The sequence below is a fragment of the Microcoleus sp. Aus8_D2 genome, assembly GCF_036702665.1.
Lineage (GTDB): Bacteria > Cyanobacteriota > Cyanobacteriia > Cyanobacteriales > Microcoleaceae > Microcoleus.
Genome location: NZ_JAUBUN010000019.1, coordinates 98,026 through 110,200 on the forward strand (window position 1 = coordinate 98,026; position 12,175 = coordinate 110,200).

10 protein-coding genes are annotated in these 12,175 nt (G+C 46.6%); 4 read left to right on the plus strand and 6 right to left on the minus strand.

Translation table 11 applies throughout. The features are described 5' to 3' along the window. Nucleotides 1–151: 151 nt before the first annotated feature. Both QUB64_RS16955 and QUB64_RS16960 read right to left on the minus strand, forming a co-directional pair. Entirely contained in the window at nt 152–3,514 is a 3,363-nt protein-coding gene (locus tag QUB64_RS16955) for a DEAD/DEAH box helicase (protein WP_333269839.1), read from the minus strand. 203 nt (nt 3,515–3,717) lie between these two features. Next, on the minus strand, nt 3,718–3,852 hold the full coding sequence (locus tag QUB64_RS16960; RefSeq protein WP_333269843.1) for a hypothetical protein: 135 nt from the start codon (nt 3,850–3,852) through the stop codon (nt 3,718–3,720). A gap of 76 nt (nt 3,853–3,928) precedes the next feature. Here QUB64_RS16960 and QUB64_RS16965 point away from each other — a divergent pair, with 76 nt between their 5' ends. Together QUB64_RS16965 and QUB64_RS16970 are read left to right on the plus strand one after the other, a co-directional pair. Further along, a complete protein-coding gene (locus QUB64_RS16965) occupies nt 3,929–6,082 on the plus strand; it encodes a polyribonucleotide nucleotidyltransferase (RefSeq protein ID WP_333269846.1) in 2,154 nt (717 codons plus the stop codon). 250 nt (nt 6,083–6,332) lie between these two features. Next, nucleotides 6,333–6,716 carry a hypothetical protein gene (locus QUB64_RS16970; protein ID WP_333269849.1) on the plus strand — a complete coding sequence of 128 codons (384 nt, stop codon included), beginning with the start codon at nt 6,333–6,335 and terminating at the stop codon, nt 6,714–6,716. 129 nt (nt 6,717–6,845) lie between these two features. Here the strand turns inward: QUB64_RS16970 and QUB64_RS16975 are convergent, their stop codons facing one another. From QUB64_RS16975 to QUB64_RS16990, 4 genes are all read right to left on the minus strand, one after another. Beyond that, nucleotides 6,846–8,216, minus strand: coding sequence for a Rid family detoxifying hydrolase (locus tag QUB64_RS16975; protein ID WP_333269851.1), 1,371 nt, complete (start codon nt 8,214–8,216; stop codon nt 6,846–6,848). Nucleotides 8,217–8,412: 196 nt separating this feature from the next. After that, nucleotides 8,413–8,907, minus strand: a complete 495-nt coding sequence (gene msrB / locus QUB64_RS16980; protein ID WP_333269853.1) for a peptide-methionine (R)-S-oxide reductase MsrB — start codon at nt 8,905–8,907, stop codon at nt 8,413–8,415. Nucleotides 8,908–9,101: 194 nt separating this feature from the next. Next, the gene (locus QUB64_RS16985) at nt 9,102–9,818 is read right to left on the minus strand and encodes a molybdopterin-dependent oxidoreductase (protein WP_333269856.1); all 717 of its coding nucleotides are present in this window, start codon (nt 9,816–9,818) and stop codon (nt 9,102–9,104) included. 10 nt (nt 9,819–9,828) lie between these two features. After that, entirely contained in the window at nt 9,829–10,437 is a 609-nt protein-coding gene (locus tag QUB64_RS16990) for a cytochrome b/b6 domain-containing protein (protein ID WP_333269859.1), read from the minus strand. A 389-nt stretch (nt 10,438–10,826) separates the two neighbouring features. Here QUB64_RS16990 and QUB64_RS16995 point away from each other — a divergent pair, with 389 nt between their 5' ends. Beyond that, complete coding sequence (locus tag QUB64_RS16995; protein WP_333269862.1) at nt 10,827–11,447, plus strand: thioredoxin family protein; 621 nt, start codon at nt 10,827–10,829, stop codon at nt 11,445–11,447. A 4-nt stretch (nt 11,448–11,451) separates the two neighbouring features. Continuing rightward, on the plus strand, nt 11,452–12,144 hold the full coding sequence (locus QUB64_RS17000; RefSeq protein WP_333269865.1) for a cytochrome c biogenesis CcdA family protein: 693 nt from the start codon (nt 11,452–11,454) through the stop codon (nt 12,142–12,144). The last annotated feature ends 31 nt before the right edge of the window (nt 12,145–12,175 follow it).

Genomic DNA, 12,175 nt, shown 5'->3' on the forward strand with positions numbered 1-12,175 from the left:
GAAGGAAGAAGGAAGAAGGTTCGTAGTGAGGACTTTAGTCCGCATTCATGCAGGAGGAATAAATAAAGCAAGAAAGAAATAATAAGGCTTGTAGTGAGGACTTTAGTCCGCAAGAAAGAAGGACTGAAGTCCTCACTACGAACCATGAAAATTATTCTTCTTCTGTTTCTATAATAGCATTGCGATCGAGAATCAATAAATTCCGCAGTTGGTCTGTATCGAGTTCGGTAAGCCAATTTTCGCCCGCACTGACTACTTGTTCGGCGAGAGCTTTCTTGCTCTCGATCATATCGTGAATTTTTTCCTCTAACGTGCCGGTGCAGACAAATTTGTGGACTTGCACGTTACGGGTTTGGCCGATACGAAATACCCGATCAGTTGCTTGATTTTCTACTGCGGGATTCCACCACCTGTCATAGTGAAAAACGTGGGTTGCTCTGGTTAAGTTCAGACCGGTGCCGCCAGCTTTTAACGATAATATCATAATCGGCGGGCCTTGCGGATCGTGCTGGAAGCGATCGATCATTTCTTCCCGCTGCTGCTGCTTAATGCCGCCGTACAAAAACAAAACTTCTCGCCCTAAATGCTGTTCTAGATGCGGTTTCAGGAGTTTTCCCCATTCAGCAAATTGAGTAAAAATCAAAGCCCGATCGCCCTCAGCGACAACCTCTTCCAACATTTCCACCAACCGCTGCAATTTTCCCGATTCTTGGCTGTTAATGCTCAATTCTTTGGGCTTAGCGTCTGCATTTACAAGGGCAGGGTGGTTGCAAAGTTGCTTCAGTTTGACCAGCAAAGCCAGAATCATGCCCCGGCGCTGAATGCCTTCGGCTGATTCTAAATTAGCTATTGACTCTTCAACTACTTTCTGATATAGCGCCGCCTGTCCTGACGCCAGCCCGCAAAATACCGTCATCTCCTGTTTTTCCGGCAAATCTTGGATGATTTCCTTGTCGGTTTTGAGGCGGCGGAGGATGAAAGGCCGCACGAGCGATCGCAAAGTATGCAATGATTCTCTATCTCCATATTTCTCAATGGGAATAGCAAACCGGCGCTGAAAGAAATTGCGCGGCCCCAAATAGCCTGGATTGAGAAACTCTAAAATTGACCACAATTCTTGCAATCTATTTTCCACCGGAGTTCCCGTCAGCGCAATTCTAAAAGATGCCTCGATTTGTCGTACTGCTTGCGACTGTTTCGCCTCGGAGTTTTTAATATTCTGCGCTTCATCTAAAACCAATCCTTGCCATTTAGTGCTTTGAATTTCCTTAGCATCACGAAATACCAGGGCGTAACTGGTAACGATTAAATCCTTACCCTTAATCGCCGCCGCAAATGCTTTACCTTTAGCGCGTTTGTCTCCGTGATGAAGTAACACTTTCAGTGTCGGGCCAAACTTCTTGACTTCGCGCTGCCAATTGCCTAATAATGATGTTGGACAAACCAGTAATGTTGGAGCTTCCAAAGCATCTTTTTCTTGTAAGTGCAAGAGGAAAGTAATTAACTCTATCGACTTTCCCAAACCCATATCGTCCGCGAGACAAGCACCTAAACCCCAGCGTTCTAAGAAGGCTAACCAACCAGCCCCTAGCGCTTGATAATGCCGCAACTGTCCTCGGAAAGTGGCTGGAGTTGCGATCGCACTTACGGCCTGATTGTCGCTTAAAGTATTCAACAATTCCTGAAGTTGACCAGTTGCTTCAAAATTCACCACCGGCAACTTTTCAATCATCTGAGAATCGCCCGAAGCCAACCGCAAAGCATCTTCCAAAGAAAGAGTCATTTGCTCTTTGCGACTAGCAAAGAAAGTTTGAGCCGCCCTGACATCGGTTGCGCGCAACTCCACCCACTCGCCGTTAATTTCCACCAAAGGCGAATTCAACGCGATCAATCTGTCAAACTCCGCCTTAGAAATGCGCTGTCCGCCGATCGTCAATTCCCACTTAAAACTTAACAGACTTTGCAAGCCTAATCCCCCCTTGCCGCTTTCTCCTGCTCCCCCCCTTAGCAAGGGGGGGTTGGGGGGGGTTGTTTCCGCTTGAATGCTCAAACCCAAACGACTCGCCCAACCATCAGTATGAGTCAAACTCGGCGGCAAAACCACGCCCAACCCGCTATCAGCAAACCGCCAAGCCACAGACTTAATAAACTCGTAAGCTTGCAGTGGATTTAGTTGACAAGATTGCGGTCGTTGTGCTTGCAAACTAGGCTCAATTAACGGATAAAGTTTCGAGGCTAAACCCAATCCGCTGAGTAAAGTTTCTTGAGGCAATTCAATTGTCCGCCCTGCATAATTCAAACGCTCGACTGAGTTGTTCCAAACAGTTATCGCATCTACCAAAAAATCGGTTTCATCTACTGCTTGCAAATAATAATTTAAACTCCAGTTAACTTTACCGGGCGACGGCGGTATTAGTTGAAAACAAGTGTGAAATTGATTTTGTTGAGATAGTTGATTTTGCAGCGGTGCAGCCCAAGCAGTCAGCTTGGTTGCCAATTTTTCTAAAGCTGCTGATTCGGCGCGCACAATCCCAGATTCCTGCTGCAAAGCTTGCAACCATTCGCGGGTTGGGGAAACTGCTTTGATATCTAAAGTTGAGCCAGCAGCCGTTAGCGCAGCCCTCGAAGAGGATCGCACTTCACAATCTACCACACTACTCAAAAACCCCAACACCAAATCCTGGGCCCCCACCGGCAAATCCACCGCAATATCCCGTACCTTACTTTCTGGCGAACCTTCTTTTATTACATCCGTTACATCCGCTACAAAATCCGCTGCCGAACCTTCTTCCTTCTTCTGATATATTCGACAAGCCGCCGGCATTTGCCTAGAAAAAGTAGCGAAACGGAGAATATCAGTAGAACTATCTAACAAAGGTTGCCATTTAGCAATAGCAGAACCGTCAGGTTGTGGTTCTAATGCTGGCAAAAATTTGCATCTCGCCAACAAATCCAAACTCCACCTAGCAATATGAGACCAAAAACGCAAATCCGATCCGACAAAAGAGTCTGGTTCTGTGCTATTGAGCGGCAATGATTGCAAGAACACAAAAGCTGCTTGAGGGTTGAGTAAATAACCTTCGACTTGCCAAGGATAAAGATAAATTTCCTCAGTTTTGGCTGGTTCATCCAGTGCTGTCGCTGCTGAGTGCTGCGGGATTAGTGTAGCGTTGTCTGCCGAAATTTGGGTGGGAAGTGCGATCGCCCTAACTTGCCTCTGAATCGATAAATTTTCCGCAGGAATGGCTGCGGTGGTCGTTTTGGGCGATCGTCTAGTCTTCTTACTTTTATCCTGAATATCTGCGGTTTCGGGTAATTGCCAGTTGAGTTTGCCCGACTGCTGCAAGGAAGTTAGAAAAGTCTTCAGTTCAGCTTCGGTCATTCCTAAGGGATGCTGTAGGCTCATCCCCGATTCAACGGTATCTATCGCCCCAATTTTACGCCAAGTTTCTCCCCAAATAAATAAGCCAGTTTTTTGGCGCTCTAATAACCAACTGCCGTGTAAAATACCCATTTTTTCAATCCTGATAATTTTATTTAATTGCGAGACTTCTTAGAACAGTCCTATTTGATTTATGAATGATATTTTTTTAACCAACCGCCTAAAAGCGAGTCATCAGTCCTCAGTCATCAGTCATTAGAAACAATTCCCAATTCCCAATTCCCAATTCCCAATTCCCAATTCCCAATTCCCAAATCGAAAATTCATCGTACCATCTATGGCAGGTGTTTGGCGGGCGATCGCTCCTGTGCATCGACCTTGTGAATCCGAAAAAACATCAAAAAGTATAAATGCTTACAATCGAGGCCCCGACAGTCGATCGCCCGCTGATAATCTCTGTCTTTTGGCATTCGACTCTCAAACCTCCTGTGGTAATGTTACGATCCCGACAGAGAAAGAATGTGGTAGATAAGGAAGCAGTGCTACATGGTAGAGATAGACAAGTCAATATCCTTTGATGGACGGGATATTAGACTGAAGATTGGTTTACTGGCGCCTCAAGCAGGCGGTGCAGTTTTGATTCAGTCGGGTGACACGGCGGTTTTAGTGACGGCGACTCGATCGCAGGGGAGAGAGGGAATTGATTTCCTGCCCCTGTTGGTGGATTACGAAGAGAGACTCTACGCTGGCGGTAAAATTCCCGGTGGATTTTTGCGCCGGGAAGGGCGTCCCCCAGAAAAAGTGACTTTGACTGGGCGTTTGATCGATCGCCCGTTGCGTCCGCTATTCCCTAGCTGGCTGCGAGACGACATCCAAGTTGTAGCAACCACGCTGTCGATGGACGAACAAGTGCCGCCAGACGTTTTGGCGGTAACAGGAGCTTCCGTCGCGATTCTGCTGGCGAAAATGCCGTTTTACGGGCCAATGGCTGCCGTGCGAGTCGGTTTGGTAGGGGACGATTTCATCATCAACCCCACCTACAGCGAAATCAAAGAAGGTGAATTGGATCTAGTGGTAGCAGGTTCTCCAGACGGAGTAATCATGGTGGAAGCCAGCGCGAACCAATTACCCGAACAGGATATCATCGAGGCGATCGACTTCGGCTACGAAGCAACCTGTGACTTGATTCAAGCCCAGCGCGAAATCATGGCAGAATTGGGCATCGATTTGGTGGTAGAGGAACGGCCATCGCCAGATATGGCCCTGGAAAACTTTATTCGCGATCGCGCTCAAGAACCCATCCGCATCATTTTGTCAAGATTTGAAAAAGACAAAACAATACGGAATGCAGCTTTGGACGAAGTGAAGGCAAATGCAGTCGAATCTGCGATCGCCGAACTTGCCGAAGACGATCCGATCAAAGTAGCGGCTACCGCCAACAGCAAGGCGATCGGCAACGTTTTCAAAGACGTTACCAAGAAAATGATGCGGAAGCAAATCATCGAAGATGGCGTCCGTGTAGACGGCCGCAAGCTAGACGAGGTGCGACCCGTTTCTTGTCGCGTAGGCGTCTTGCCTTCAAGAGTACACGGCTGTGCGTTGTTCAATCGCGGCTTAACCCAAGTCTTATCCGCAGCTACCCTGGGAACTCCAGGAGATGCCCAAGATTTAGGAGACGACTTGCACCCGCAGCAAGACAAACGCTACCTGCATCACTACAATTTCCCACCATATTCCGTGGGAGAAACCAAGCCGATGCGATCGCCAGGACGCCGAGAAATCGGTCACGGAGCCCTCGCAGAACGCGCTTTGCTGCCAGTTTTGCCATCCAAAGAAGATTTCCCCTACGTCATTCGCGTAGTTTCCGAAATCCTCTCTTCCGACGGTTCAACCTCAATGGGTTCAGTTTGCGCCTCAACCCTAGCGTTAATGGATGCAGGCGTGCCCCTTTCCCAACCCGTCAGCGGCGCGGCAATGGGATTAATCAAAGAAGGCGATGAAGTCCGAATTTTGACTGACATTCAGGCAATTGAAGACTTCTTAGGCGACATGGACTTCAAAGTAGCCGGTACCGACACCGGAATTACTGCTTTGCAGATGGACATGAAAATCAAAGGTTTGCCCTTAGATGTAATTGCCACTGCCATCCGCCAAGCCAAACCCGCGAGACTGCACATCTTAGAAAGAATGCTAGCAACCATCGACACTCCCCGCAAGGAAATGTCGCCGTTTGCACCGCGTTTGCTAACGCTGAAAATCGATCCCGAATTCATCGGTTTGGTAATTGGGCCTGGTGGCAAAACCATCAAAGCCATCACCGAAGAAACTGGTGTCAAAATTGACATCGAAGATGACGGAACCGTGACAATTGCTGGTAACGACAGCGAAAAAGCTCAGCGGGCTTACAATATTGTCCAAGGCATGACGCGCAAGTTGAATGCTGGAGACGTGTATGTCGGCCGCGTAACTCGAATTATTCCGATCGGCGCTTTTGTGGAAATTCTGCCAGGAAAAGAAGGAATGATTCACATTTCCCAGTTAGCGGACTACCGCGTTGGGAAAGTGGAAGACGAGTTAGCAGTGAATGATGAAGTGATTGTCAAAGTGCGAGAAATTGACAATAAAGGTCGAATTAATTTGACCCGTTTGAACATTCATCCCGACGAAGCGGTAGCCGCCCGCGAAGCGCTGAATAAGTAGTTGACAGTTGGTAATTGGTAATTGCTTTTGGAGTAATTGCTAATTGCTGATTGGTAACTGGTAATTACTAATTAGTAATTCCTAATTGCTAATTGAGATTAAATCTGATTGTTTCAGATTGATTTGGGTGTAGAGTGCGCGACAGCGACAGATCGACTTTGTGCGATCGGCTGTGGGAGTAAAGACAGTCGCGCACTTTACCCTTCGATTTCTGGAATCTCCGTGCTAAGATTTTGACAGATATTGATTAATGACAATGCCGAAACGGTTGATCGTATTCAAGACTGAATCGCTATCTTCCCCAGGATGGGAGGATCGATCGCTTTCGCATACAGGTGCTCTAACGAGTATCCTGGCAGAACATTATGATTACTCAAGCAAACCCCTGCCTCAAACGGGCGATCGCCTGCGGCACTTTGCCCAATTTACGGAAAGTAAAGAGCCTAAATCCCCTGCTGTCAGCACTCATGTTCGCTGGGGAGACTGGGAAGTGTCGCACGTAGAGGAGTACACTCCCAAGATTCCGAATGCTGAGTATGACTGTTTAGCGGTATGCTATTGTCGTTACTCACCCATTGAGCCTGAGTGGAAGGAATTACCGAAGATTCAGGTTCCCGAACTACAGGAGCATTGATGCGCCCGTTGGCATAAAATATGCTTGTCGGGCGATCGATTTTACTCTCTTAGTCCCTCTGAGATCGGACATCGCTTGTATAGACGCGGTTTCAACCGCCGAGTCTGCCGAAGGTTCAGGCTGCCGAGTTTAAATAACAGCAATACAATCAATCTCTACCAAAACATCCTTCGGTAAACGAGCAACTTCCACACAAGCGCGCGCCGGCGCAGTTGCAGAATCAAAATATTTCCCATAAACCGCATTCACGGCGGCAAAATCATTCAGATCCTTGAGAAACACCGTAGTTTTTACCACATCCAACCAAGTAGCGCCGGCTTCTGTGAGAATCGCTTCCAGATTTGCCATCACTTGTTCGGTTTGCTTGCCCACGTCGTCGGTGTAGACGATATCGTTTAGTCTAGTGTCGATCGCAATTTGACCGGCTACAAACAGCATAGTGCCCGTTGCGGCGATCGCTTGATTGTAAGGGCCCACGGGTGCAGGTGCTTTGTCAGTACGAATAATTTTGCGCGTCATAGAAGTCACTTTTTGGGATAATTTTTCCGAGGATTCGGGTTCGTAGAGTTCTGCGTCAGAGGTTTCTGGCTGGTAGATTTCTCCATCGGGCATTATAGCACCAGTGAAATCTGCATTTTCAATATTCCAACCATAGCTGTTTGCATTCATCAAGTTAGCCCTTTTCAAATTGGCTCCTTTCAAATTTGCATTGCTCAAATTTGTCTCGTGCAGATTGGCTTCCTCTAGGTTTGCCCCTTGCAGATTAGCTTTGCCGAGATATGCCTTTGCCAAGTCGCAGCGATTCAAATCGGCTCCCTCCAGATTTGCATCGGACAATTGCGCCCCTTGCAAATTGGCTTGCTCTAGGTTAGCTCTTTGTAGATTAGCTTTGTTAAGATAGGCTTTTTCCAAGTCGCACCGACTCAAATTAGCCTCTGCTAAATTCTCATTAGAACAACCAAATTTAGGCATATTTACTTCTTGTAAATTAGCTCCTTGAAAATTAGTTTGTAGAATTTCTGCGCCACCTAACTCCGCACGACTTAAGTCTGCCTTAGTAAAATTTGCCCCTGTCAAATTTGCATCAGTCAGATTGGCGAGGGTCAGGTTAGTCTCAATCAAAGAAGCTAAAGTTAAATTAGCAGAGGCTAGATTTGCTCCCCTCAAGTTTGCTTTATTTAGATTGGCATGAGTCAAATTAGCGTTAATCAAGTAGATTCCACTTAAGTCAGCACCGCTGAGGTCTGCCCAAGATAGATTTTGTGAACTAGATGTGGCCTTGCTCAAATTCGCACTTTTTAATGATGCCCTGCTAAGGTTTGTCCCATGAAGGTTAGCCTTAATCAGGATTGCTTCACTCAATTCTGCCCTAGACAAATTGGCACCCTCTAAATCTATCCCGCTTAAGTCTGCACCTTGAAGGTCTACACCACTTAGCTGTACACTCCGAAATTTTCGTTCGCCTTTGGCGTATCTTTCTAAAAGTTCTTCAGCCGTCATTCATAACCTCGATCGCCCTTTCGTCCCAAAAATCACTATACCATCCGCGCGAATCCGCCTGCACCTGCCGTCTGGCGCGTCGATAATTATGGGATTCGACACCCCACGTGCAAGAAACCGGGTTTCTACGATAATTTAAGCATCCTCACCGAGATTTACGCAGAAACCCGGTTTCTCGGATCGCAGTGAAAGAACCTCAGCCAGCAATAAACTTCATCGCAACACCATTCATGCAGTAACGTTTGCCAGTAGGTGCAGGGCCATCATCAAATACGTGGCCCAAATGCCCGCCGCAGCGACGACAATGGACTTCAATTCTAGTTCCAAACAGCGAATTATCGATCGATGTGGCGATCGCCCCTTTTATCGGATCGTAAAAACTTGGCCAACCAGTACCGCTATTAAATTTAGTTTGCGATGAAAAAAGTGGCAACTTGCACCCAGCACACGCATAAATCCCCTTCCCGTATTGCTTGTCGAGAATGCTAGTGTGAGAGCGTTCAGTGCCGTGTTTTCGCAACACATCAAACTGTGCCGGTGTCAAGATTTTGCGCCACTCTTCCTCAGTTTTAGTAACTTCAAAAACACCCTTAGAAGCAGCCATAACATTTGACTTCCCAGGTAAATAGCGCGACAACCATACGATGCCTACTGTTGCTGCACCAGCTTGTAAAAAGAATCGTTTATTCATTATTCATCATCCACTTGCTAATTAACTAACTTAGGACTTACCCACGGGTAGCTAGAAACCGGGTTTTTTACGAAAATCTTTCGCCGTAGTCCGCAGATCAGGTAAAAACTCGGTTTCTTTGGTCTGGGTGCGTAAATCCTGTAACTAAAAATCATCCCCAATCGAAAATCTAAAATCCGAAATCTAAAATCGTATTACAGTCCTCCAAACCACTCATAACCTTGATCCTCCCAGTAACCCTTTTTAGGCAGCAATTCACCAACCAAAGTAATTCGAGTCACCCACTTACTTTGTTTGTAACCCAGCTTAATTGGAGATGCGAGACGTAAAGGCGCACCATTCTCAACACTCAGAGGATTACCATTCTTCTGATAAACCATCAAAGTCTGCGGGTGCAAAGCCGAAGGCATATCCCAACTTTCGTAATAGCCATCAGCAGACTTAAAATAAATGTAGCGAGCATTTGCCTTGGGTTGAGCAAGGGCTACCAAATCCCGCAGCCGCACCCCACCCCACTGCACAATAGCAGCCCAACCCTCAACACAAACATGGCGAATTGTCATCACACTCAAAGGCATAACATGAAGTTGTTCCAGGCTGAGGTTGAGGGGACGATTTACCTCACCATCAATTATCAGACGGAAAGCTTTTGGATCGATGTTTGGAGTAGAATCAAAGGTATTGATAATTAAAGCATTCGGCTCGATCGCACTTACAGGAAATTCCGGCACAGGTTTTTGAGGATTCAACAACAAAGCTTCAACACTTTGGTTGAGAGGTTCAAAAGTTTTCCCGATTATATTATCAGATCGAACTAACCCACAACCGCCTAAAACCAAACCGATGCTAGAAAGTCCAGATAATTGGAGAAATTGGCGGCGCTGCCACAAACGAGGAGAGTCTGGAAACATGAGAAAACCTCTACCAAAAAATTGACTTAATTAGGCGCGAACCCCCTACCTTGAGGCCGAGCAAAGAGTGAATTATTGCAAAGATGATGACGGTAGGAACCGATATAAAGTGAACGACTCTCAGCGCCTGCCAACTACCGAACAAATCAACAATCCAGTGGAATTGAGCAGGTTTATACATTCCAATTCCGCTAAATAAAGCTAGCAGCAAAACCGGAATAATTGCTGTGTAAGCTAGGCGGTGCCATGAATAATTTTTGCGCTTCTGGTTCTGGGAATTCTGCAAAGCTTTCAGGTCATTATAGCCGAGAAAACGATGCTGCCAGCGGCGGGTGATGAAAATATAGAGACCGTACCAAAATAGATTGAGTGCAAACAACCACATGGCGGCGAAATGCCAATGCCTGCCGCCAGCCAGCCAACCGCCTAGCAAAAATATGGGTGGGAACTGCCATCCTCCCCGCCCACCAAAAACCGGATTTGAGTTGTAAATTTGCAATCCACTGCCAATCATCAGAACTAGACTAATGATATTCAACCAGTGAAATAACTTCGCCAAATTAGCCTGACTCGGTAAAGGTTTAGACCGAGTTTTTTTAGCAGGAGCAGATGAATCCATAATGTGTAAGGGTGACAACAACAGGACTTATGCAAAACCTCTATATCTAGGGTGTGCACTGCACACCTTATCGCTATAAGTAGCAAGTAAAACCACTCTTTGCCTAAGTTTAACTGGTTCCCAGGCTCCAGCCCGGGAACCGAGATCCAGAGGCTCTGCCTCGCTTGGGAAAATGGAGGCAGAGCCTCCAGATATGCGTTACCAGGCTGGAGCCTGGTAACGAGTAGAAACCACTTTTTGCGTAAGTTTAGAATAGACTGGGTTTTTAGCAGTCTCTAACTTAATACGAAGCTGACTCTATTTTGGATTTAAAATTTTTCCTCTTTGCCTAAAACATCCAATTTCCGGCCATCTCCGTATATAAACTAAATAAGCAAGGACATTAGTTTATGAACGATCGCAGACTGAAGCGACGCAAATTACTTTGGTATTTAGGGCTGGGAGTTAGTGGAACTGCTCTCAGTTGTGGCGTTAAGAAAGATACTATCCCAACTTCTAACTCAGACAATATCCCCATACCCGCTCCTGCTACAAGTCCTAATTTACCGACAGTCGAGAACGTTGCTGCCTCACCAACAGGAAAGTCTTTACCAGAGTTTCAAGGCATCAGCCAGTGGCTCAATTCTGCGCCGCTGAAAATAGCCGATCTTAAAGGCAAAGTGGTGTTGGTGCAATTTTGGACATTTGGCTGCATTAACTGTCAGCGCACTCTGCCCTACATCGTCCGCTGGCACCAGCAATATGCCGATCGCGGATTGAAGATTGTAGGCATACACACCCCAGAATTTCCCTTTGAGCGGGATGCCAACAACGTCAAAAAAGCTTTACAGCAACACCAAATTACCTATCCAGTGCCTATGGATAACGACTTTAAAACTTGGGCAGCTTACCAGAATGAATACTGGCCCCATTTATTTTTAGCCGATCGCCAAGGCATTCAGCGCTATGACCATATTGGAGAAGGAGGTTATGAGGAAACTGAACAGACAATTGTCAAGTTATTAGGGTAATTAGATGGCAATTTCACTAACTTCGGGTGGTGTCGCCCTACTAGCAGGATTTTTGACAATTCTTTCGCCCTGCGTCTTACCAATCCTACCCATATTATTAGGACGCAGCCTGCAATCTCATCGCTACGGCCCCTTTGCTTTGGTATCAGGATTAATCGCGGGTTTTGCGGCAATTGGGAGCTTGTTGGGAGTGACATCAGGCTGGTTTGTCAGCTTTGCTAGCATCCTCCGAACAGGAGCACTTGCCTTTCTTCTGATTGCTGGGTTCAGTGCCATTTTTCCGCAGAGTTACCAACTATTGTTTAAATACTTACATTTTGAAAATTGGCTGAAAGCACCCGCACGAGTAGGGTTGGTTGGCGAATTTTGGCTGGGAACCCAACTCGGCTTGCTTTGGACACCTTGTGGGGGGTCTGTTCTGGCGAGTATTCTGGTTTTAGCTGTTGTCAATCCTCAGCCTGTAACTGCGTTTGTTTTATTGATTTTGTACGGTTTGGGCGCTGGGTTGCCGCTACTGGCGATCGCCTATGGGGGACGTTATTTCAGCCAGCACTTATTACGTTTGCGCCCCCACAGTGAAGCCTTACAAAGAATCGGCGGTCTAATTGTTGTCGGAAGTGCGATCGCGATTATTTTGGGTTGGGATGTTAAGATACAGCTTTGGTTAGCTCCGTTTTTTCCAACTCTACCGCTGTGAATGCGATTATGAAGGGTAGTGTGAAGCGCGA

What these genes read in the sequence shown, in the direction of transcription:
- QUB64_RS16955 (WP_333269839.1), bottom strand. Translation starts at nt 3,514, where the DNA reads ATGGGTATTTTACACGGCAGTTGGTTATTAGAGCGCCAAAAAACTGGC.
- QUB64_RS16960 (WP_333269843.1), bottom strand. Translation starts at nt 3,852, where the DNA reads ATGCCAAAAGACAGAGATTATCAGCGGGCGATCGACTGTCGGGGCCTC.
- QUB64_RS16965 (WP_333269846.1), top strand. Translation starts at nt 3,929, where the DNA reads ATGGTAGAGATAGACAAGTCAATATCCTTTGATGGACGGGATATTAGA.
- QUB64_RS16970 (WP_333269849.1), top strand. Translation starts at nt 6,333, where the DNA reads ATGACAATGCCGAAACGGTTGATCGTATTCAAGACTGAATCGCTATCT.
- QUB64_RS16975 (WP_333269851.1), bottom strand. Translation starts at nt 8,216, where the DNA reads ATGACGGCTGAAGAACTTTTAGAAAGATACGCCAAAGGCGAACGAAAA.
- msrB (WP_333269853.1), bottom strand. Translation starts at nt 8,907, where the DNA reads ATGAATAAACGATTCTTTTTACAAGCTGGTGCAGCAACAGTAGGCATC.
- QUB64_RS16985 (WP_333269856.1), bottom strand. Translation starts at nt 9,818, where the DNA reads ATGTTTCCAGACTCTCCTCGTTTGTGGCAGCGCCGCCAATTTCTCCAA.
- QUB64_RS16990 (WP_333269859.1), bottom strand. Translation starts at nt 10,437, where the DNA reads ATGGATTCATCTGCTCCTGCTAAAAAAACTCGGTCTAAACCTTTACCG.
- QUB64_RS16995 (WP_333269862.1), top strand. Translation starts at nt 10,827, where the DNA reads ATGAACGATCGCAGACTGAAGCGACGCAAATTACTTTGGTATTTAGGG.
- QUB64_RS17000 (WP_333269865.1), top strand. Translation starts at nt 11,452, where the DNA reads ATGGCAATTTCACTAACTTCGGGTGGTGTCGCCCTACTAGCAGGATTT.